We start from the raw sequence: 20924 nt of genomic DNA, 5'->3' as shown, positions 1-20924 counted from the left end.
AGGTTATAGAATTATGGTAAAAGTTGAAATAAACGGGCAAGTTATTGAAGCACATGAAGGGGACATGTTGATTGATGTCGCTGATGATGCTCAAATTGCCATTCCCCGTTTTTGTTACCACAAGAAATTGTCTATTGCGGCTAACTGTCGTATGTGTCTTGTAGAGGTTGAAGGAGCATGGAAACCACTTCCAGCTTGTGCAACACCTGTTACTGATGGTATGAAAGTTCATACTAAATCAGCAAAAGCAATTGCTGCTCAGAAATCCGTTATGGAATTTCTGTTAATAAACCACCCTTTGGATTGCCCAATTTGTGACCAAGGTGGTGAGTGTGAGCTGCAAGACGTAGCAATGGATTATGGTGATGATGTTTCTCGCTATTCTGAAGCTAAACGCGTTGTCAGCGATCGTGAAGCTGGGTCTTTAATTAAGACTGATATGACACGTTGTATTCATTGCACACGCTGCGTACGTTTTGGTCAAGAAGTTGCCGGAATGATGGAGTTAGGAGCTACAGGTAGAAGTGAATGGATGGAGATTGGTACTTACATTGAGAAGTCAATTACTTCAGAGATGTCAGGTAACATGATCGATTTATGTCCTGTTGGTGCTTTAACGTCTAAACCTTTCCGTTATACAGCTCGTTCATGGGAACTAAAGGCTCATAAATCAATTGCCGCTCATGATAGTATTGGTTCACATATTACAGTTCATACAAAAGGCAATGACGTTAAGCGTGTTGTTCCTCGTGAAAATGAATCAATCAATGAAGTATGGATTTCAGATAGAGATCGCTTTTCTTATGAAGGTGTTAACTGTGAATCACGCTTGACTCAACCAATGATTAAACAAAATGGTGAATGGAAAGCAACTGATTGGGAAACGGCACTTTCTTTTGCTGTAACAGGTCTTCAGGATGTCTTAAAAAGCTCAACAGATATTGGTGTTTTAGCTTCAGCAAATTCAACTGTTGAAGAGTTGCATTTATTACAAAAATTAGCTCGTGGTTTAGATGTCCACAATATTGACTATAGACATCGTCAAGTAGATTTCAGCTCAGATGTGACTGGTTTTAATATGCCTTCGTTAGAGCATGGTCTGACAGATGTAGAAAAACTTAAATCAGTTTTATTGGTGGGTTCTTACCTTCGTAAAGAATTACCAATACTTAATCATCGTGTTCGTAAAGCGGTACAAGCTGGTGCTAATGCATTTGTTGTTAATCCTGCTGCATATGAATTCAATTATAAAGTGTCAGATCTTTCAGATAGTACAGGAGTGGTATTTATTCTTGCAGGCATTGCTAAAGCCGCTTGTGATATCAAAGGAATTGACCAGGCCTGGTTAAATGATGTTTCAGTTACTGAACAACAAAAACAAATTGCTCAAAACCTTATAGATACTGAAAATGCCTCTATTATGGTTGGTCAATTAGCTCAAAATCATTTGGACTTTTCAGTAATTCAAAAGCTTACAGCGATCATTTCTGAAGTAACTGGTGCAGCATTAAACGTGCTTCCTTTGTTTGCTAATGAAGTGGGTGCACATTTAGTCAACTTTTTACCGGCTAATGGTAAAAATAGTGCACAAATGGTTGCAGATGGAATGCAGGCTTTCATTAATATGAATATTGAACCAGAAGCTGATTTTGCGAACGGAGATTTAGCATTGAAAGCAATGCAAGATGCTAAATTTGTTGTGAATTTAACCGCATTTGATAGTGAAAATCAGCGTTCTTACGCAGATGTGATGTTACCAATAGCAACGTTTACTGAAACTGCAGGTACTTTTGTTAACGCTAATGCAACAAAACAGTCTTTTAAAATGACCGTTGAGCCTAAGGGCGATGCTAAAGCTGCCTGGAAGGTTTTAAGAGTACTTGGAAATATGTTTAATATTGATGGCTTTGATTACACAAATTCTAATGAAGTATTGAGTGAAATCTTAGATAACAGTGTTTCTAAAATCAATTTAGTTGATTTAGCTTGTGAATTACCACAAAAAAATAATGATGGTGATGTTCAGATGATTTCTCCATATCAGGTAGATGCGATTGTTCGTCGTTCACCATCACTTCAGGCAACCCCTGATGCAAATATTGAAACAATGGGTAGAGGGTAGAGTTGATGTTTGATGCACTTCAAGCCTTTTTATCAGGCTTTTTATTTGATTGGTTAGCAATCGTTATTACCCTTGTTTTACAAGCTGTAGCTGTTGTTTTACCTATTATGCTTGTGGTGGCCTGGTTAACTTACGCTGAACGTAAAGTTATTGGTTATATGCAGGTTCGTATGGGTCCTAACCGTGTTGGACCAGTTGGTTTATTGCAACCAATTGCTGATGCATTAAAGTTAATGACTAAAGAAGTTATCTTTCCTGCACAATCTAACAAGTACTTATTTATTATTGCCCCAGTATTAGCTTTAGCCCCTGCTGTAGCAGCATGGGCAGTTATTCCATTTTCTGATGGTATGGTGGTAGCTGACATTAATGCAGGCGTGTTATATGTTTTAGCGGTCTCTTCAATTTTAGTTTACGGAACAATTATTGCCGGTTGGGCATCTAACTCAAAGTATGCATTTTTGGGTGCTTTACGTGGTTCCGCACAAAAGATCTCTTATGAAATCGCTATGGGCTTTGCATTAGTTACTGTATTAATGATTGCTGGAAGCATGAATTTAACAGAGATTGTTAATGGTCAAAAGGGTGGTATATATCACTGGTACCTATTGCCATTATTACCAATGTTCTTTGTTTATTTCATTTCTGGTTTAGCAGAAACAAACCGTACACCTTTCGATGTTATTGAAGGTGAAGCAGAAATTGTTGCAGGTTTCCACGTTGATTACTCTGGTATGACATTTGGTGTATTTATGCTTGCTGAATATGCCATGATGATTTTGATCTCCTTTATGACATCAATTATGTTCTTGGGAGGCTGGTTATCACCTTTTGAAGGTATTCCAGTACTAGAATCATTATTTGCATGGGTTCCACAATTAGGTTGGTTAGCATTTAAAGTATCATTCTTATTATTTGTGTTCTTATGGTTACGTGCCACATTCCCACGTTACCGTTATGACCAATTAATGCGTTTAGGGTGGAAAGTATTAATCCCAGTAACTATTGTTTGGGTATTCGTTGTTGGTGCAATGCAATACTTTAGCTTTGGTCCTTGGTTTAATTAATAGAGGCTGACATGGGTAAATTTTTAAAACATCAAATTAAAACCTGGGGTCTTACTGAGCTATTTAAAGGGCTTTCAGTCACAGGTAAATATCTTTTCAAAAGAAAGATAACAGTACGTTATCCAGAAGAGAAAACTCCACTTTCACCTCGTTTTAGAGGTCACCACGCTTTGCGTCGTTATGAGAATGGTGAAGAGCGTTGTATTGCTTGTAAATTATGCGAGGCAGTTTGTCCTGCTAACGCAATTACGATTGAATCAGAAGAGCGTGAAGATGGTACACGTCGTACAACGCAATATGATATCGATATGTTCAAGTGCATTTACTGCGGTTTTTGTGAAGAAGCTTGTCCAGTAGATGCGATTGTTGAAACACGAGTGTTTGAATATGAATTTCACGAGCGTGGTCCGCATATACGCACCAAAGAAGATTTATTGGCTTTTGGTGATGAACATGAAGAGCAAATCGCTGCAGATCGTGCAGTTGATGCTAAATATCGTTAATAGGAAAGTAGATAGTTATGACATTTGAACAATTTATATTTTACCTTCTTGCTACGATTGCCACTATTGCAGGCTTAATGATGATTTCAGTTAAGAACCCTGTTAAAGCAGCTCTTTGGCTTGTTCTTGCTTTTGTATCAACAGCAGGTATTTGGATCATGGCTCAGGCAGAATTTCTAGGCCTGGTACTTATCCTGGTTTATGTAGGTGCAGTAATGGTACTTTTCCTTTTTGTAGTCATGATGCTAGACATCAATATGGCTATTCTTAAAGAAGGCTTTACAAAATACTTACCTTTAGGGGCAATGGCAGCAGCGGCTATTTTTGCAATGATGTATTTGGTCTTAGGGCCAGAACATTTTGGTCTAGAAGTCACAGGAGCACCTGTAACTCATGCCGCAGATTTTAGTAATACAGAATCAATTGCTATTCCTCTATACACAACTCATGCTTATGCATTTGTTTTGGCTGCAGTACTTCTTTTATTAGGAATTGTTGCGGCGATTGCTTTAACGCTACGTCGTAGACCAACAACAGAAGTTCTCTACCAAAATATTGATAAACAAGTTAAAACACAAGCAGCTGACCGCTTCCGTATGGTTAAGATGGAAACCACCATCGAAAAAGATATTGTTGCTAAAGAGGAGGATGACAAATGATTGCTTTATCTGATTACCTAATCTTTGGTGCTGTGCTTTTTATGATTAGTATGGCGGGTATTTTCTTAAACAGAAAAAACGTCATTGTTTTATTAATGGCAATTGAGCTACTTCTGCTTGCTGTTAATACAAATCTAGTTGCGTTCTCACATTATTTAAATGATGTGACGGGTCAAATTTTCGTATTTTTTATCTTAACCGTTGCCGCCGCAGAAGCTGCAATTGGTTTAGCTATAATTGTTTTAGTATTCCGTAATCGTAAGAGCATCAATGTTGATGATCTTGGATCACTGAAGGGGTAGTTGTTGATGTTGCATACAATTCTTATTGTTATTTTACTTGCCCCTTTAATTGGTTCAGCTATAGCTGGTCTATTTGGCCGACAAGTTGGTCGTAAAGGTGCTCATTATTCAACCATAGCTGGTGTTGCTGTTTCTACAGTATTATCAGCTTATGTGTTCTTTGAATTTGTACTAAAGGGTACTGATGCCTATAACGCAAGCTTATATACTTGGTTAGTGAGTGATGGTATTAAGTTTGAACTTGGCTTTATGATTGACCAACTATCTGCCACTATGATGTTGGTGGTGACGTTTGTATCGTTAATGGTTCATATTTACACAATTGGTTATATGGATCATGACGAAGATTATGATCACGATAACCCTTATTACCAGCGTTTCTTTAGTTATATCTCATTGTTTACATTCTCAATGCTTTCATTGGTTATGGCTAATAACTTCCTACAACTATTCTTTGGTTGGGAAGCAGTAGGTTTAGTTTCTTACCTATTGATTGGTTTCTATATGAAACGTGAGTCAGCTATTCAAGCAAACTTAAAAGCCTTCTTAGTTAACCGTGTTGGTGACTTTGGATTTATTTTAGGTATTGCAGTCGTTTTTGTTTATTTCAATACAATGGACTACAACGAGTTTTTTGCTCAGTTAGCGGCTAATAAAGATGTGATGATTGAAATTGTTCCAGGTGTTGAATGGTCAATGATCACTGTTATGCTGATTCTTCTATTTATTGGTGCAATGGGTAAATCAGCCCAAATGCCTTTACATGTTTGGCTGCCAGAATCAATGGAAGGTCCAACGCCAATTTCTGCATTAATTCATGCTGCAACAATGGTAACTGCTGGTATCTTCATGGTGGCTCGTCTATCACCAGCATTCGAACTATCTGAAGCAGCACTAAGTTTTGTCTTGATTATTGGTGCGGTAACGGCTCTTATGATGGGCTTGTTAGGTCTTATACAGAACGATATTAAGCGTGTTGTTGCTTATTCAACACTATCGCAATTAGGTTATATGACAGCTGCAATGGGTGCATCAGCTTATGCAGCAGGTATGTTCCATGTACTAACACATGCCTTCTTCAAAGCATTGTTATTCTTGGCTGCTGGTTCAGTTATCATTGCCATGCACCATAAGCAAGATATTCGTGATATGGGTGGATTGAGAAAGTATATGCCAATTACCTATATTACTATGTTGATTGGTTCTTTGGCATTGATTGGTTTCCCAGGTTTTTCTGGTTTCTTCTCAAAAGATAGTATTTTATTATCATTAGGAGAATCAGAGAGATACGGTGCTAGTCTTGCATATGTACTCTTATTAATGGGTGTATTTATTACAGCATTTTATAATTTCCGTATGTTCTTCTTGGTCTTCCATGGTAAAGAAAGTGAATACGTACGTACTCATCAGATTAAAGAATCTCCTTGGGTAGTGACTGTGCCATTAATTTTGCTATCAATTCCAGCATTACTAATGGGTATTCCAATGATTGAACCTATGTTAACTGGGGCATATTTTGGTGACTCAATCTTTGTACTACCTCAGAATGATGTCATGTCAGCGGTATACAGTGACTATTATCATGGTGTGATCAATTTTATATTGCATTCTTTCATGACATTGCCTGTTTTCTTAGCATTATCAGCGGTTGTTCTAGCATGGTTTATGTACATTAAAGTACCAACTATTCCTGGCAAGCTAAAAGCAATGTGCCCTAGAGGTTTCTATGTTCTAGATAATGCATACGGATTTGATCGACTAAATGAAATCATTTTTGTAGAAGGTGGTCAGAAATTAGGTAAGTTCTTTACCCGTGTTATCGACGTTAAGTTAATCGACACAGGAATGGTAACCAATGCCTTTATGACAGTTGCTAATTCAGCAGCTGCATTACGTCAGTCTCAGACTGGTTTTATGTATCACTACGCGTTTGTAATGATTTTTGGTCTGCTAGCAATGCTAGTTTGGACTCTGTGGTAATTAAAAGAATAAGAAGAAGGGAATAGACTACATGCTATCAAGCTATCCTATTTTAAGCACGCTAGTGTGGCTACCAATAATTGGTGGTCTGCTGGTATTATTTGCTGGTCGTAATAACGACACAGTTGCTAAGTGGTTATCACTTGCAATTGCGGGCCTCACTTTTATTCTTTCACTTCCTTTGTGGATTAATTTTGATGTCACAACGGCTGCAATGCAGTTTGAAGAAAATATCCCTTGGATACCTATGTTTAACATTAGCTATCACTTAGGTGTAGATGGTTTATCAATGCCTTTGGTATTGCTTACTACCTTTACTCAAGTGTTGGTTATCGCTTCTGCATGGGATGTTATTAAAGAACGTGTAGAACAATACATGGGTGCTTTCCTTATTATGGGCGGTATCATGGTTGGTGTTTTTGTTGCACTAGACTCGATTCTTTTCTATGTGTTCTGGGAAGCATTATTAATCCCTATGTTTATCGTTATTGGTAAATGGGGTGGTCCTCGTCGTGTTTACGCAACAATGAAGTTCTTCCTTTATACGTTCTTCGGTTCGGTATTCATGTTGGTTTCATTTATCTATATGTATTACCAATCAGGAAGCTTCAGTATTCTTGATTTTCAGGCCATGCAATTAGGTATGACCGTACAAATCTTAATCTTCTTGGCGTTCTTAATTGCTTTTGCAGTAAAAATTCCAATGTTCCCGGTACATACTTGGTTACCAGATGCTCACGTTGAAGCTCCAACGGCAGGTTCTGTTGTACTAGCAGCAATCATGCTTAAGATGGGTGGTTATGGTTTTGTTCGTTTCAGCTTACCAATTACTCCTGATGCATCGATGACATTAGACTGGTTAGTCATTGTATTGTCGTTAATTGCTATTGTTTATATTGGTGTTGTTGCAATGGTACAGAGTGATATGAAAAAGCTTGTCGCTTACTCTTCAATCTCTCACATGGGGTTTGTAACTCTAGGTATGTTCTTAGTGTATGACATTTTGCAAAACACAGGTTCTATCCAAGGTGCTCAAATCGGTATGGAAGGGGCCATGGTACAAATGATTTCTCACGGATTCATCTCTGGTGCCATGTTCTTAGCCATCGGTGTGTTATACGACCGCATGCATACTCGTGAAATTTCTGCCTATGGTGGTGTTGTTAATAAAATGCCATGGTTCGTGTTCTTTGCTGTTCTATTCTCAATGGCTAACGTAGGTTTACCAGGAACCTCTGGGTTTGTAGGTGAGTTTATGGTTATCATCAGCTCATTTAAAGCGAATCTTTGGTACGGTACTTTAGCGGCATTAACCTTAGTTATTGGTGCAGCTTATACCTTATGGATGGTCAAACGTGTATTCTTTGGTGCTGTTACAAATGAAAATGTCGAACAACTGTCTGATTTAAATAAACGTGAATTTGCCATTATGGCTGTTCTAGCTGTAGCTGTTGTTGGTCTTGGTGTTTACCCAGGTCCAGTCATGGATGTTATGCACACGTCTGTCGCGAACTTATTAGTTCAAGCTACAACTTCTAAACTTTAATCGGATATAGGTGAGTTAATTATATGAATTTTGTTATTCCGTCATTCGCACCAGCTATCCCAGAAATGGTGCTTTTAGGACTCATTTCTTTTATTTTGGTTGCAGATACTTTCTGGTCTAAACGTTACCAATTTGCCACATATTACGCTACTCAAGTTAGTTTAATTGTTGTTGGCTATTTAATTATTACAAGCTTTACTACCGCCCCCGTCATTACATTTGACGGTAGCTTTATACGCGATAGTTTTGCTGATGTTCTTAAACTTTTCACCATTATAGTGAGTTTAGGTGTCTTCTTATTCTCTCGTGAATACCTGCTACAGCATAAATTTTTCACTGGTGAATTCTTCATCATCGGGTTGTTTGGTGTATTGGGTATGTTCGTGATGATCTCGGCTAATAACATGATTACCATGTTTATCGGTTTAGAAATCATGTCTTTAGCAATGTACGCCATGATTGCATTAAGAAAAGATTACGGACAGGGACTTGAAGCTGCCATTAAATATTTTGTATTAGGTGCTCTTGCAACAGGTATGTTGTTATACGGTTTCTCAATGATTTATGGTGCTACTGGCTCTATTACTTTCCCAGAAATGGCTAAGATTATTGCCGAAGGCAACGTAGATAAAGTTGTCTTATCTTTTGGTGTCGTGTTTGTGGTTATTGGTTTAGCATTCAAATTAGGTGCTGTACCATTCCACATGTGGATGCCTGATGTGTATCAAGGTTCACCAACAGCGGTTACCTTATATTTAGGTACAGCACCTAAATTAGCTGGTTTTGCAATGTTATATCGTTTGCTTGAACAAGCTTTACCAGGCCTGGTAGAAGACTGGCAATCGTTAATTATTATGATTTCTATTCTTTCAATTGTGGTTGGATCATTAATTGCGATTGTTCAAGATAACCTAAAACGTATGCTTGCTTATTCAGGTATTGGTCATGTTGGTTTCTTACTGCTTGGTGTTATTGCAGCCACGCCAGAAGGTTACTCAGCAGCAATGTTCTATGTGATTGTCTATGCCCTGACAGGTGTAGCTGGATTCGGTATGATCGTTGCACTATCCAAAACGGGTAATGAGTTTGATAAAATTTCTGATTTTGCAGGATTAAACAATCGTAACCCATGGTTAGCATTTATGATGTTAATCGTACTATTCTCTATGGCTGGTATTCCACCATTCATAGGGTTCTGGGCAAAAATCATAGTCATTGAAGAAGTTATCAAGGCTGGATTTACTTGGATTGCCGTAATCGCGGTCATCATGGCTGTTATCAGTGCTTTCTACTACTTAAAAGTCGTTAAAGCGATGTATTTTGATAAACCAGAAGATAATTCACTTATTGAAACAACAAGCTCAGGTTCAAATATTGCAGTTAGCTTATTTGCCATTGCTTTATTAGTGTTAGGTTTAGTGCCTAGCTCATTAATAGATCTCTGCTACAATAGCTTAAAAGCATTATAAATAATAATAAATAAAGCTCGTTTTACGAGCTTTTTACGTTTAAGGGTAAAGTTATGGATGTCAATCAAGCAGTATGGTTATTACTTGTCACAGCAATCGTTTTAGCTAATATTCCGTTTATACTATCAAATAGACTGTTTATTTTCTTAAAGGTGCCAGAGAAGTCTATATGGATTAACTTGGCCGAATGGTTCTTATACTTTATAGTTACGGGCTTATTTGCATATTTGCTTGAAAATAAAAGTATGGGGCATGTAGCACAACAAGGTTGGGAGTTTTATACCATTACCTTTTTCATGTTTATTATCTTTGCTTTTCCTGGCTTTATTTACCGCTATAACCTTAAACAATTTATCCAAAAAAATAATGCGTAATACGGTATTTTAAATACTTTAAAAGGGAGCTTAAAATGCTCCCTTTTTTGTTTTTAGCACTTCAAAACTACTGCCAATAGTATGTATTAGAAAAAACTTAAATAAACTTAGCATTTAGGGTTGTAATATTTCTGTAACCCCCTATAATACGCCACATCGAAACGGAAACGTTACGAATTACAAATTGTCGCGGGGTGGAGCAGCTTGGTAGCTCGTCGGGCTCATAACCCGAAGGTCGTTGGTTCAAATCCAGCCCCCGCTACCACATTCTAAAGCCAGATATTCTCTTATGAGATGTCTGGTTTTTTTATGCCTGTTATTTAACTTAAATTACACCAGGCCTGATGAATCCGCTTATTTTTTCAAGAATAAAAATTAATTTTACTCTGACCCCAATTATTTGCAATTATTTGTGATTTAAGGGGAGGTGGGTTCGTTTTTATCCGGCCTTGCATGCGCCATTATTTTTATTTTTCTAAATAATGAGGTTTGATTGAAAAATGCACGAGAAACTCTTTGGTAATACGAGCCTGTAATCATCAAAGCGAAAAAAACAATAAACATGATTGATAATAAGTTTGCAATACCCACCCTATGTATAATGTCAGTTAAACCTGTATCAATGTTGTTTTTTGTAAATATTAAAGTGATTATAGTGATAAGGAATGCCAGTGCGAATCTAGCCATTAGCAATGAATCTTTATGTGCCATTTCAGATTTTTCTGAAAAATGAGTTATCAATTCTCCAAGTTGTTCAGGAAGAAGAGTTGAAAGGTCGCTTTCATTATTAGTTAACTTAAGGTTCTTTAATTCGGCATTAACCAGATTTTTAGGGTTCTCTAATGTTTTTAACAGCAAAATTGCAATAATAGTTATGGTTATCAATGAAATTAGTATTTCCAAATCCGAATCCTTAATAATTTTTTCAATTAAATTAATATTACCAATATAAAAATTAAATGGACACAAAAAACCTAACAGAAATAGAGTATGTTTTTTGTAGACGTAAACATTACGTTCCTACAAAAGATTATGTCACTCTCCCGTAAAATAGTGGTATGTTAAACTAGGTTTCTTTGAAATCAATAGGTTATCTTGTATGTATCATTTATAGCTTTGTGCAGGGTAGACGAATGTCATGCTAATCTAAATTCTTTCGTGTAGATTTTTCTAGTTTCTTAAAAAGTAACAAGCCAGTTAAAAAAGTTATAGTGCTTATACCAAGAGTTTTGTATGCGAAGTCACCAAAGTAACTCATGACACCACCTACTAATAGTCCAATAAAACTTAGAATTAGAAGGAGTTGAATAGCTTCACATTTACTGACATCATCACGGTTGTCAAAAAGGTGTTCACATTGATTGTCTGATGAATAAGTCTTTTCGTAAACTTCACCATTAGAACTGGTTACTTTGCGTTTAATTGTCGAATCCTTTTTTGATGGCTTATCACTGTCTAAAATTGCATACAGGATTGCGTAAGGTAAAGCTGAAATAAAGGCAATTACAAATAAGATGCCAAGAATAAACAGTGCTGAATACACTAGTAAATCATATAAAAACTCCATAATTCCTCTCTTAAAATTATTGTTTTATATTTTTAACTTTTCTTAATTCGAAGTTTTTACGCTTGCAACTTTATTAGCGATGGTTTCTGCGATATGCTTATCTAAATATTTATGCTGAGTATCAATCATCACTAATGGAACATTGGCACTTTCAAAAGCTTCGGTGACAAATTGATCTCTCTTCTTCCGATCTTCTCTTTTGTGAGATGGATCATTTAACTCTACTGCGCATACTAGATTTAAATCTGTATCTGTAATTACAAAATCGACATGCTTTTGACTAATTTGTGAAAAAAGCCAATGCCAACCGCTTCCCTTTTCAAATTTATTTACAGCAGGAGTGATAATGTCTGAAATTCTTACTTTGCCAAAAACTTTTAATTGGTCACCAGCTATAGATTCAAGTACAGATAAAAATTTTTGTTCAGTAGGAGTAAACAGATTATCTAAAGCACGATATTTAATTTCAGTTTTTGAAGAATTATTCTTTTTGAGTTGATCTGACCTTGAATCATTTGCGGACTTAATTTTAGATGGAGTGAGGTTTATAATTCTTTTGTACTGTAAAAGTCCAAAGGCAATAATTATAATTGTGAATATGAAGGCGATATACCCAAAAATAGACACTGTAAGGTTCCTTATGATTTAGTAGCTACGAAATTGGCTTTCACATGGTTCTCCATCATTGTCTCCATCCATTTTTGTATTAGGGCAGTTTTCTATAAAGAATTTAGCCTCTTTATATGATGTCATTTGACTACAATATTCTCGTCCGTCACATTCATAAGCCATTTTGTAAGCATCTTCTGAAACTTCTTTATGTCCAGTTGCACTATTAGATTTTTTCAAATAGCTCCAAGTACTTATGGATATAACAAGAAGTAATATAATTGTCTTCATGGATAAGAATCCTATCTTCAAATTAACATTTTGTACCAGGTAGTTTATTGGTTTATTTACGTATGTGCAATTTATTGTCGGAATCTTGAATATTGTAATAGTTGAGCTAACAAATTTTTATAGCTTTGGATAAAGTCGGCCAAAGTCGTTTAACCGACTATTAGGGTTGTTGAGGGTGTTATTAAGTTGTTGATATTGGTATAAATAGTGGCTCATAATCCGTAAGTTGTTTAAAGTTGGATTAAGTAGTAATGAATTAAAAAAGGAGAAGATAAATTCTCCTTTTTTATTGCTTTTTATATCTGCTTGAATGCTTTTAGAAAATGCTTTGGATGGGCGTGAAAACGAATATGATCTTCTGAATTTAGGCGCTTTTTGCATTGTTCGAATGCTGGGGCAATATACCCCCAATCAGCGGATCTACTGAAATAGATGACATAATCGATTTTTGAACCTTTCCATTTGTTCTCAACGGAAACAGATTCGTCGTTAGTCTCTATAGATTTGATTTGTATCCGATAGTAGTTGCTATCATCAGCAACGACTAAATCAGTTTTCTTTCCATGGTCAATAGCAGGAATTAAAACTTCCCAACCATCACTTGATAACCAAGCAGAAGCTAGTTGTTCATATGAAAGTTGTTTGTGAGCAGCAAGAGTAGTTTTTTTGATAGGGTGATTTATTACAGGCATAACAAAATCCTTATTTAATTAAGTTTAAGTTATGCCGCTTCTTGTAATAAGTATACAAAAGCGATCCGAGCAGTGAGGTAACCTAAGCTTACTCCGAATTAGATGTTCGTGAACAATCTATTTAAATCTTACATTGCGATGTGTCGTCAGGAAGTGTTTGATAATTTTTTATAAATTATTAAACAACCTATCTTCCCTTGCTAATGAGCAACAATGTTAAATAAATTATAGTGGTCTTAAGCGAGATTGCAATATTACTTCACAAGTAAAGCTATTATTTACAAAGTTGACTAAAGTAGTTTAACCGTATATTAGGGTTGTTGAAAGCATTGTTAAATTGTTGAAACAATTAAAAATAGTGGCTCATAACCGGAAGGTCGTTGGTTCAAATCCAGCCCTCGCTACCACATTCTAAAGCCAGATATTCTCTTATGAGATGTCTACTTTTTTATTGGCAAAATTATATTTGTCTGGGGTTTGTACGATTCTCTTAAATTTAACTTTTCTGTTTTTAATGACTTCTTTTTCTTATTAAGATGAGTAGTGGAGCCAAGACAATAAAGCTTAGCATTACCGCTGAAAAGGTGTCATTAAATGCGACCATCATTGCTTGCCTATTTACTTCGTTTGTTAATGCGATGATTGATTCTGGCATTTGTACGGTTAAGTTTTGGGTTGCGAGCCAATTTACCACTTCTGGGTTATTAACTTGTATATGACTGCTTAACCCTACCTGGCTTTGATGATTACTATGATTTAAAACGGAAATGGCGATGGAGATACCAACTGAGCTACCAATAGTTCTTGCCACATTGTAAATACCGGCTGCTTGGCTGGTTTGAGATTTTTGAAGGGTTTCATAGGCTAAGGTTGATAAAGGCACAAATATCATTCCCATACCAAACCCTTGAACGACGGCAGGGATGACAAAGTTAATTTCGGCTGAGTTTAAGTCTTGAATACTGAATAGGTAGGTTCCAGTTGCTGCAAAGCACAAACCTGTTGCAATAATCCAACGTAAATCTACATGGTTAATAAATCGTGAAATGGCAAACATTCCAATTGCAGAAGCAATTCCTCGAGGAGCCATTACCAGGCCTGCAGTTTGTGCATCATAGTTGAATAGGTTTTCAAGCATTAAGGGTTGTAATGCAATAGTGCCAAACAGACCAAAACCAAAAACAAACATCATAAAACTAGCCGTTGCTAAATTGCGGTCTTTGAGTAAAGCTAAATTAACAATACTGTCTGCTCTTCCCCATGATCGCCATACAAAGGTGATTAACGCAAGCATACTGATTAGGGCTACGGCTTGAATCGTCATAGAGTCAAACCAGTTGTCATCATTGCCACGGTCTAACATAAACTGTAAACAACCAATACCCAGTGCCAAAAGCCCAGCACCTAACCAATCGGCTTTTACTTTTTGACCTGGTTCATAGTTGAGTAACGCCCAAGCCATCATAAAGTTTAAAGCACCCACGGGTAAATTAATGTAAAACACCCAACGCCAATCAAGATGATCAGTGATATAACCACCTAAAGTTGGTCCTAGTACAGGGGCTAACATAATGCCAACACCCCATAGAGCCATGGCTTTCCCGCGTTCTTCCTTAGGGAAAGTATCAACCATTATTGATTGAGATAGAGGTACAACAGAAGCACCAAAGAAGCCTTGAAATAAGCGGAAGATGACCATTTCGACTAAAGAGTCTGCTTGTCCACATAAAGCTGATGCGACTAAAAAACCAGTAATACTGATGAGCATTAATCGTTTACGACCAAACATTTTTACCCAAAAGCCAGTTAAGGGGATCATAATCGCTTCAATGACTATATAACTGGTTAACACCCAGGTAATTTGTTCTGAGGTTGCACCCAATGCACCCATCATGTCGGGCAAAGCAACATTAACAATCGTCATGTCTAAAATAACCATGATGGTAGTCAACATCACAGTTATCGATATCAACCCTCTGGGTACACCCGATTTAGCGATATTAATCTCTGGAGCTTGAGTAACCGACTCAGTCATGTCAATTACTCAGTAGTAGAGTGGGTATCTAAAGTTATGGTAGCACTTGCACCAACTCTTAAAGCTTGGAGGGCTTTGCTATCATTTTTAGTCATATCTATATGGATTCTAATAGGAAAACGTTGAGTCACTTTTACCCAATTTCCTGTCGCATTTTGTGAAGGTATCATTGAAAATGCAGAACCACTAGCAGGGCTGATGGAATCAACATGACCCGTCAAAACTAAATTTGGAGCTAAATCTAAAACAATCTTGGCGGATTGCCCTGTTTTAATCCTGGGTAAATCAGTTTCTTTAAAGTTGGCTATAAGCCAATAACTATCATCACGAATCAATGGAAACAACTTCTCACCGGTATTCACATATTGACCTGGCTGCACATTAAAGTCTCCTAAGACACCATCATCAGGTGCAGTAACATAGGTTCGTTGCAGATTTAATTTAGCTAAATCTACCGCAACATTAGCCGATGCAATTTGTGCTTGAGCCTCAGATAATTTTGCTTGTGATGCTCTTATTGCTGATTCTGCTGCATTTAATTTTGACTTTGTTTCTTTGAGTTTATATGTGCTTTCATCTTCTTTTTGTTGAGAAGAGAGTCCTTTTTTAGTCATACTTTGAATACGTTTATTATCGATTAACAAATAATCGTATTCACTTTGGAGCTCTTTCTTTTGTGATTGAACATTGTCAATATTGGCTTGGGCAGATACTGCTTGGGTTTTGGCCAGAGTTAATTGAGCCTGTGCTTGGTTTAAAGCCAGATTAAATTGACTTGGATCTAAGCGTAACAACAGCTGACCTTTTTTAACGTGTTCAAAAGGCTTAACTTTAATTTCTTGAATGGGAGCTTGAACTTGTGGGCTGATGTATACACGGTTGGCATCTACATAGGCATCATTAGTAGAAGGGTACTGAGCTTGATATTGCCACCAAAAATAGATTGCTGAGCCAAGTGCTATCAAGATAGCCAAAATGAGCAATTTTTTTAACCATTTCATAAGCAAAATCCTATTAATGTTTTTGTTTACATATTTCTTTTCTTATAAGAAATTGTAGCTAACTTTTAAGATAGTAGTCTGTACGAACTGTTGAATGTGTTTGAGAGTAAATTAAGTAATTTTTTACATTGAAGTCATTCTTCAAGTTGCTAAATTCTTTTAACACATTGAAAGATTGCATGGTTTTTAGGTATGAATGTTAGATATTAGCAAGCTGTGGTTAAGCTCTACATGTATTTAGACGACTATGTGACAAAGAGAGTTATGAATTGAATTGGTTAATTTTTTAGCTAATTTTTTTTAGTTCCTTATAATGCATCAAACTTAATTTGTATTTCAATGAATCTAATATAGTAAATCCAATGATATTGGCAATAAGATCACTACTTTTTTATTTAGGACATTATTCTAATGTTGTTGTATTTGCGACAATAGGCTTAATGTTACAAGTGCTACCCTTAAAAAGACGTCTACAGTTTATGCGTCTTGGTGTGCGTATAAGTCTAATTTGGTTAAGGCTTACTTGTAATATTAAGCATGTTGTTCATTACGATGATAGTCTTGTTGAAGATCAAGCAAGTATCATTTTATCTAGACACGAATCGACTTGGGAAGCATTAGCATTTCATTCTATTTTTCCTTTACAAATCAATGTTGTAAAAAAAGAGCTTAAACACATACCTTTTTTTGGTCTTATTTTGGTCATTATTGAATCCATTTTAATTGATCGAAATAAAACTTTTGAAGCGATAAAAAAAGTAAAAAAAGAGGGACACAAAGCTTTAGTAAATAATTTTTGGGTTGTTATCTTTCCAGGTGGTACTCGTATTAAACCCGGAGAAGAATCTGATATTAATTCAGGCGGTGCAATTTTAGCTAAGCAAGAAAATGTACCAGTGTACTTGGTTGCCCATAATGCGGGTGAATTTTGGCCTAAAGGTACTTTTATCAAAAAACCAGGTGTAGTTGAAGTCTATGTAAAAAAATTGAATGGTGTTTCTGATAAGGATATTAAGTCTATCAATTTGGAAACTAAGGAATGGTTTAAAAAAGCCTACCAATAAACACTATATTGTCTCTGTTTTAATGAATAAACCTTGAGTACATTAGAGCTTTATTATGCGTGTTTATACTGTTTTCTTGTATAATATGCATCTTTAAAAATTAGTTAAATAGTTAGGAACAAAATTATGTCGGCATTAACATCTGAGCAGCTTGAAATAGCGGAGTTGATTATAGAAGCTGTAAACCTTGAAGATATTGAAGCCCAAGACATTAAACCTGATGATCAAATTTTTACAAATGGATTAGGTTTAGACTCGATTGATGCACTTGAAATCTCCTTGGAATTGAGTAAGAAATATGGCGTTAAAATCGGTGCAGGGGATGAAAATGTTAATGAGATTTTTTCATCAGTTGCTTCATTAACTGATTATGTTCAAAAAAATAAAAAGAGCTGATTATTTTCAGTAATGCTCTTACCTCATTTATCAAGTCAATCTCAGGAAGGTTTTCACCAGGCTTGGTTGTCAGAGCCATTTATACTTCATCAAAATGAAGAGAAAGCCTTAACTCGAAAAGAAGTGTTTTTAGCTGCGGAGCAATTCCGCAAACTTCTTTTCGATAAAAATCATAATTCACACTTTTCTTTATTGTTGCTATACCAGCAGCGACACCATTTTCTTATCGCTTTATTAGCCGTTGCCATGCAAAAAGGTCGTGTTGTTTTACCTCCTAATTTGGCAGATAAAACCTTATCTAATTTAAAAGTCGATATGCCAGAACTTATGGTTCTTAGTGATGATCTACCGCATTCTTTAGAAAGTCAGAATCAGATTCAGTCGGTTGAGATTGATAAAGTTATTCAAGGTGTGAAAGATTCAAATACCGAGATTAGCGATCAGTGGTTAAGCGATACATTGGAGAGCATACAAGATTCAGAGATTTGGCTCTATACTTCTGGTTCAACAGGCCTGCCCAAAAAAATCATTAAAACTTGGCGTAATATGATTAACTCAGCAGAGTTAGCGATAGAACGATTCTCTCTAATGGAGCCTTGTTATATGGTGACAACAGTTCCTTCGCAACATATGTTTGGTCTTGAAACTTCAATATTTTGGCCTCTGTTCTCAAGGGCATCTATTTGGTTTGATAAGCCAATGTTTCCAGAAGAGATTGTTCATGCTTTAAATGCAAATAAAGGGCAACCAAGTTTGCTTGTATCAACACCATTACATATTAAAAACCTTGTGTCTTCTTCAACTGAATGGCCGAATAGTCTGAGTCGATTATTGTCAGCAACCGCTCCTTTAACTAGAGAGTTAGCACTGCAAGCTGAATGTGAAATGAATGTTAGTGTTTTTGAAGTATATGGGAGTACAGAAACCGCATCTATAGCCTCAAGGCAAACCGCTCAGTCAGACGTTTGGCAGTGCTATTCAGGTGTAAGATTTACCAAAACCCGAGATGGGGGTGTTTTGGTAAAAACAAAAGGCTTGGATAGTTTTCAACCGTTAAATGACAAAATAGAGTGTTTGGATGAAGCTAGCTTTAGACTCGGAAAACGTAGTACAGATCTGATTAAGGTGGCAGGTAAAAGAGCCTCGCTTTCGGAAATCAATACCCATTTACAAGGGATTTCTGGTATTGTTGAAGGCGTCTTTATTCAATGTAAAACCTCTGAAAGATTAGCGGTTTTTGTTGTGTCCACATTACCTAAATCGGATATTTTGGCCGAACTTAGAAAATGTATCGACCCTTCTTTTTTGCCGAGGTCGATTTTTTATATGCCAAAGCTTCCTAGAAATGAGTTAGGTAAGGTTTTATATAGTGACTTATTTGAAATGTTGCCTCGCAAGATTCTTAGAATGTTTAATGAGTAGTTATGAAAAAAGTTGATTCATTTAAAATTTCTGCAAAACATCCAAGTCTGGCAGGACACTTTCCAGGGAACCCAATTGTACCCGGCGTCGTCTTGCTGGAACAGCTTGAGTCAATGATTAAAAAGCATCTGGCTGGTTGGGAAATCATTGAGTTAATTCAAGTAAAGTTTTTATCTCCGACTCTTCCTGAAGAGGTGATTGAAATTGAAATCGATCTGAATCGATTACATGAACATAAAACGCTATCTTTCAATTTAAATCATGTTGTTTCGGGCCAAAAAAAAGTCACTGGCAAAATCAAATGTGCAGAGTTTAACGATGGATAAACCGAACTCAAGTTGGCAGCAAGAAAAAGAGATGTCTAACGGCTTTTGGCTTAGTTTAATTATCAATTTAGCCATAAAACTTCCACGTTGGAGTGTACGTTTGTTGCTTTATCCGATTGTATTGTTTTATGTATTGATTGCTCCCCAAAAACGTAAGGTTTCAAGGCATTATTTATCTAAGGTTTTGCCAGTAAAACCGAGTATTTTTCATGTTTATAAACATTTTTTTTGGTTCGCTGCCGTTTTGTTGGATAGGGTTTATTTTTTAACAGGTAAATATCATTTATTCACCATTACTTATCATCAGCGACAAGAAGTTATTGATTCCTTTGTTGATAGTCCTGGGCAGTTTTTTTTAAGTGGTCACTTTGGCAGTGTGGACGCTCTTAAAACTCAGGCGATGGATAAGCATTATGAAATAAAGCCCGTTATTAAGCTTGAGCATAATCAAATTGTTGTTAATTTGATGAAACAATTGAATCCAGAATTTTATGAAAATGTTATCGCATATAAAGGATTGGAAACGACTTTTGAAATTTATGAAAATTTAAAGTCGGGTACCTCTATTGCACTGTTAGCAGATAGGCCGATAGGAGACAGCAAGACATTGTTGGTTGATTTTTTAGGTGATAAGATTTTGCTACCAGCGGGTATTTTCGAGATGGTTAAGCGTTATCCATTTCCCACTAATTTTTTCTTTTCTCGATATGAGGGAGGAAACCGTTATTATGTTGAATACATACAAATGAAGCCAAATCCTAATGATACTGTACAAATGATTGCTCAAACTTTTGCCGATGCATTGGCTTTACAGTGTAAAAAATCACCCTATAACTGGTTTAACTTTTACCCTTATTGGATTGAAGCTGATCATGAAGTGTAACCTGTATGTATTTAAAGTCATTGCTCTAATTGGCCTGTGTTTTCCTGGATTAGCCTTTTCTAATCAGATGGATGTAGCTACCTTATTTAAGGCTTGGAGTCAGGTTGAAAGTGCAGATAAACTTTTTACTGAAGAGCAGTTTGATCCTTTGCTTGAAATTTCACAGAATAAGTCGGGTGTGATGCATTATCGTGCACCTAATTTTCTTGAACAGCATTATAGGAAGCCGTTTGAGGGCAAAATAACGTTTTCTGATAACGTGGTTAAGATTGATTTTCCCAATCGTAAGTTAGAGTTATCTATTGAGAATTCTCCTGAAATTACATTATTCTCAAGGACTTTTCTGAATATTCTTAATGGTAGGCTTGCTCTGGTAAAAAAAGACTTTCAACTCGTTTTTTTGGATGAAGAAAATAATCATTGGAAACTCCGATTGATTCCAATTAATCAGTTAAAAAAACAGATTCAAGAAGTATTATTGGTGGGTGATAAGACTGAAATACAATCGATTCTGTTTACCCAGACTTCTGGGGATTGGCGAAAGCTTTCATTGCAAACTCTGCCAACGAATTCTACATTACTAAAATGATGAATCGCCTGTTCAATTTTCAGCCAT

The 20924-nt window shown here is 36.3% G+C and carries 22 protein-coding genes and 1 tRNA gene; 16 read left to right on the top strand and 7 right to left on the bottom strand.

Annotation, left to right across the window (positions count from 1 at the left end; translation table 11 throughout):
• Nucleotides 1-13: 13 nt before the first annotated feature.
• The 10 genes from nuoG (at nucleotide 14) to ACORJQ_RS09715 (ending at nucleotide 10287) form a co-directional block, all read left to right on the top strand.
• Nucleotides 14-2122 (top strand): NADH-quinone oxidoreductase subunit NuoG, encoded by a 2109-nt coding sequence (nuoG, locus tag ACORJQ_RS09760; protein ID WP_321324081.1) that lies wholly within the window; start codon nucleotides 14-16, stop codon nucleotides 2120-2122.
• 5 nt (nucleotides 2123-2127) lie between these two features.
• Nucleotides 2128-3189: an NADH-quinone oxidoreductase subunit NuoH gene (nuoH, locus tag ACORJQ_RS09755; protein ID WP_321324079.1), complete on the top strand. Its 1062-nt coding sequence runs from the start codon at nucleotides 2128-2130 to the stop codon at nucleotides 3187-3189.
• Between the two features lie 11 nt (nucleotides 3190-3200).
• A complete protein-coding gene (nuoI, locus tag ACORJQ_RS09750) occupies nucleotides 3201-3692 on the top strand; it encodes an NADH-quinone oxidoreductase subunit NuoI (protein ID WP_321324078.1) in 492 nt (163 codons plus the stop codon).
• Between the two features lie 17 nt (nucleotides 3693-3709).
• Complete coding sequence (locus ACORJQ_RS09745; RefSeq protein ID WP_321324076.1) at nucleotides 3710-4351, top strand: NADH-quinone oxidoreductase subunit J; 642 nt, start codon at nucleotides 3710-3712, stop codon at nucleotides 4349-4351.
• A complete protein-coding gene (gene nuoK, locus ACORJQ_RS09740) occupies nucleotides 4348-4653 on the top strand; it encodes an NADH-quinone oxidoreductase subunit NuoK (RefSeq protein ID WP_029407865.1) in 306 nt (101 codons plus the stop codon). The genes ACORJQ_RS09745 and nuoK overlap by 4 nt, the downstream gene beginning before the upstream one ends.
• Nucleotides 4654-4659: 6 nt before the next feature.
• On the top strand, nucleotides 4660-6633 hold the full coding sequence (gene nuoL / locus ACORJQ_RS09735) for an NADH-quinone oxidoreductase subunit L (protein ID WP_321324071.1): 1974 nt from the start codon (nucleotides 4660-4662) through the stop codon (nucleotides 6631-6633).
• A gap of 31 nt (nucleotides 6634-6664) precedes the next feature.
• Nucleotides 6665-8179: an NADH-quinone oxidoreductase subunit M gene (locus ACORJQ_RS09730; protein WP_321324070.1), complete on the top strand. Its 1515-nt coding sequence runs from the start codon at nucleotides 6665-6667 to the stop codon at nucleotides 8177-8179.
• A gap of 23 nt (nucleotides 8180-8202) precedes the next feature.
• Entirely contained in the window at nucleotides 8203-9648 is a 1446-nt protein-coding gene (gene nuoN / locus ACORJQ_RS09725) for an NADH-quinone oxidoreductase subunit NuoN (protein ID WP_321324069.1), read from the top strand.
• 53 nt (nucleotides 9649-9701) lie between these two features.
• A complete protein-coding gene (locus ACORJQ_RS09720) occupies nucleotides 9702-10022 on the top strand; it encodes a DUF2818 family protein (RefSeq protein WP_321324067.1) in 321 nt (106 codons plus the stop codon).
• A gap of 188 nt (nucleotides 10023-10210) precedes the next feature.
• Nucleotides 10211-10287, top strand: a tRNA-Met gene (locus ACORJQ_RS09715).
• Between the two features lie 152 nt (nucleotides 10288-10439).
• On the opposite strand, the gene ACORJQ_RS09710 is transcribed toward ACORJQ_RS09715, so the two are convergent.
• From ACORJQ_RS09710 to ACORJQ_RS09680, 7 genes are all read right to left on the bottom strand, one after another.
• A complete protein-coding gene (locus ACORJQ_RS09710) occupies nucleotides 10440-10925 on the bottom strand; it encodes a hypothetical protein (RefSeq protein WP_321324065.1) in 486 nt (161 codons plus the stop codon).
• Between the two features lie 238 nt (nucleotides 10926-11163).
• Nucleotides 11164-11589, bottom strand: a complete 426-nt coding sequence (locus ACORJQ_RS09705; protein ID WP_321324063.1) for a hypothetical protein — start codon at nucleotides 11587-11589, stop codon at nucleotides 11164-11166.
• 42 nt (nucleotides 11590-11631) lie between these two features.
• Nucleotides 11632-12216 (bottom strand): DUF2726 domain-containing protein, encoded by a 585-nt coding sequence (locus ACORJQ_RS09700; RefSeq protein WP_321324061.1) that lies wholly within the window; start codon nucleotides 12214-12216, stop codon nucleotides 11632-11634.
• An 18-nt stretch (nucleotides 12217-12234) separates the two neighbouring features.
• On the bottom strand, nucleotides 12235-12489 hold the full coding sequence (locus tag ACORJQ_RS09695) for an excalibur calcium-binding domain-containing protein (RefSeq protein WP_321324059.1): 255 nt from the start codon (nucleotides 12487-12489) through the stop codon (nucleotides 12235-12237).
• A gap of 296 nt (nucleotides 12490-12785) precedes the next feature.
• On the bottom strand, nucleotides 12786-13181 hold the full coding sequence (locus ACORJQ_RS09690) for a group I intron-associated PD-(D/E)XK endonuclease (RefSeq protein WP_321324058.1): 396 nt from the start codon (nucleotides 13179-13181) through the stop codon (nucleotides 12786-12788).
• A gap of 511 nt (nucleotides 13182-13692) precedes the next feature.
• Nucleotides 13693-15216 carry a DHA2 family efflux MFS transporter permease subunit gene (locus ACORJQ_RS09685; protein ID WP_321324056.1) on the bottom strand — a complete coding sequence of 508 codons (1524 nt, stop codon included), beginning with the start codon at nucleotides 15214-15216 and terminating at the stop codon, nucleotides 13693-13695.
• 5 nt (nucleotides 15217-15221) lie between these two features.
• Complete coding sequence (locus tag ACORJQ_RS09680) at nucleotides 15222-16217, bottom strand: HlyD family secretion protein (protein ID WP_321324054.1); 996 nt, start codon at nucleotides 16215-16217, stop codon at nucleotides 15222-15224.
• Nucleotides 16218-16579: 362 nt separating this feature from the next.
• On the opposite strand from ACORJQ_RS09680, the gene ACORJQ_RS09675 reads away from it, so the two are divergent.
• From ACORJQ_RS09675 to ACORJQ_RS09650, 6 genes are all read left to right on the top strand, one after another.
• The gene (locus tag ACORJQ_RS09675; RefSeq protein ID WP_321324053.1) at nucleotides 16580-17281 is read left to right on the top strand and encodes a lysophospholipid acyltransferase family protein; all 702 of its coding nucleotides are present in this window, start codon (nucleotides 16580-16582) and stop codon (nucleotides 17279-17281) included.
• A 126-nt stretch (nucleotides 17282-17407) separates the two neighbouring features.
• Entirely contained in the window at nucleotides 17408-17677 is a 270-nt protein-coding gene (locus tag ACORJQ_RS09670) for an ApeE family acyl carrier protein (RefSeq protein WP_321324051.1), read from the top strand.
• A gap of 12 nt (nucleotides 17678-17689) precedes the next feature.
• On the top strand, nucleotides 17690-19099 hold the full coding sequence (locus ACORJQ_RS09665; RefSeq protein WP_321324049.1) for an AMP-binding protein: 1410 nt from the start codon (nucleotides 17690-17692) through the stop codon (nucleotides 19097-19099).
• Between the two features lie 2 nt (nucleotides 19100-19101).
• Nucleotides 19102-19425 carry an ApeI family dehydratase gene (locus ACORJQ_RS09660; protein WP_321324047.1) on the top strand — a complete coding sequence of 108 codons (324 nt, stop codon included), beginning with the start codon at nucleotides 19102-19104 and terminating at the stop codon, nucleotides 19423-19425.
• On the top strand, nucleotides 19418-20308 hold the full coding sequence (locus ACORJQ_RS09655; protein ID WP_321324045.1) for a lysophospholipid acyltransferase family protein: 891 nt from the start codon (nucleotides 19418-19420) through the stop codon (nucleotides 20306-20308). Before ACORJQ_RS09660 ends, ACORJQ_RS09655 begins: the two co-directional genes overlap by 8 nt.
• Entirely contained in the window at nucleotides 20298-20897 is a 600-nt protein-coding gene (locus ACORJQ_RS09650; protein ID WP_321324043.1) for a LolA family protein, read from the top strand. Before ACORJQ_RS09655 ends, ACORJQ_RS09650 begins: the two co-directional genes overlap by 11 nt.
• The last annotated feature ends 27 nt before the right edge of the window (nucleotides 20898-20924 follow it).

Origin of the sequence: Thiomicrorhabdus sp., from assembly GCF_963662555.1 — a bacterium.
Classification (GTDB): Bacteria; Pseudomonadota; Gammaproteobacteria; order Thiomicrospirales; family Thiomicrospiraceae; genus Thiomicrorhabdus.
The sequence above is the reverse complement of the archived record's forward strand: the minus strand, read 5'-3'. Positions and strand labels throughout refer to the sequence as shown.

Excerpts from the sequence above, each read along its gene's own strand:
- ACORJQ_RS09705 (WP_321324063.1), bottom strand. The coding sequence starts at position 11,589 with ATGGAGTTTTTATATGATTTACTAGTGTATTCAGCACTGTTTATTCTT.
- nuoH (WP_321324079.1), top strand. The coding sequence starts at position 2,128 with ATGTTTGATGCACTTCAAGCCTTTTTATCAGGCTTTTTATTTGATTGG.
- ACORJQ_RS09745 (WP_321324076.1), top strand. The coding sequence starts at position 3,710 with ATGACATTTGAACAATTTATATTTTACCTTCTTGCTACGATTGCCACT.
- nuoI (WP_321324078.1), top strand. The coding sequence starts at position 3,201 with ATGGGTAAATTTTTAAAACATCAAATTAAAACCTGGGGTCTTACTGAG.
- ACORJQ_RS09695 (WP_321324059.1), bottom strand. The coding sequence starts at position 12,489 with ATGAAGACAATTATATTACTTCTTGTTATATCCATAAGTACTTGGAGC.
- ACORJQ_RS09690 (WP_321324058.1), bottom strand. The coding sequence starts at position 13,181 with ATGCCTGTAATAAATCACCCTATCAAAAAAACTACTCTTGCTGCTCAC.
- nuoL (WP_321324071.1), top strand. The coding sequence starts at position 4,660 with ATGTTGCATACAATTCTTATTGTTATTTTACTTGCCCCTTTAATTGGT.
- ACORJQ_RS09650 (WP_321324043.1), top strand. The coding sequence starts at position 20,298 with ATGAAGTGTAACCTGTATGTATTTAAAGTCATTGCTCTAATTGGCCTG.
- nuoN (WP_321324069.1), top strand. The coding sequence starts at position 8,203 with ATGAATTTTGTTATTCCGTCATTCGCACCAGCTATCCCAGAAATGGTG.
- ACORJQ_RS09685 (WP_321324056.1), bottom strand. The coding sequence starts at position 15,216 with ATGACTGAGTCGGTTACTCAAGCTCCAGAGATTAATATCGCTAAATCG.
- ACORJQ_RS09655 (WP_321324045.1), top strand. The coding sequence starts at position 19,418 with ATGGATAAACCGAACTCAAGTTGGCAGCAAGAAAAAGAGATGTCTAAC.
- ACORJQ_RS09675 (WP_321324053.1), top strand. The coding sequence starts at position 16,580 with ATGATATTGGCAATAAGATCACTACTTTTTTATTTAGGACATTATTCT.
- ACORJQ_RS09730 (WP_321324070.1), top strand. The coding sequence starts at position 6,665 with ATGCTATCAAGCTATCCTATTTTAAGCACGCTAGTGTGGCTACCAATA.
- ACORJQ_RS09660 (WP_321324047.1), top strand. The coding sequence starts at position 19,102 with ATGAAAAAAGTTGATTCATTTAAAATTTCTGCAAAACATCCAAGTCTG.
- ACORJQ_RS09680 (WP_321324054.1), bottom strand. The coding sequence starts at position 16,217 with ATGAAATGGTTAAAAAAATTGCTCATTTTGGCTATCTTGATAGCACTT.
- ACORJQ_RS09670 (WP_321324051.1), top strand. The coding sequence starts at position 17,408 with ATGTCGGCATTAACATCTGAGCAGCTTGAAATAGCGGAGTTGATTATA.
- nuoK (WP_029407865.1), top strand. The coding sequence starts at position 4,348 with ATGATTGCTTTATCTGATTACCTAATCTTTGGTGCTGTGCTTTTTATG.
- nuoG (WP_321324081.1), top strand. The coding sequence starts at position 14 with ATGGTAAAAGTTGAAATAAACGGGCAAGTTATTGAAGCACATGAAGGG.
- ACORJQ_RS09720 (WP_321324067.1), top strand. The coding sequence starts at position 9,702 with ATGGATGTCAATCAAGCAGTATGGTTATTACTTGTCACAGCAATCGTT.
- ACORJQ_RS09665 (WP_321324049.1), top strand. The coding sequence starts at position 17,690 with ATGCTCTTACCTCATTTATCAAGTCAATCTCAGGAAGGTTTTCACCAG.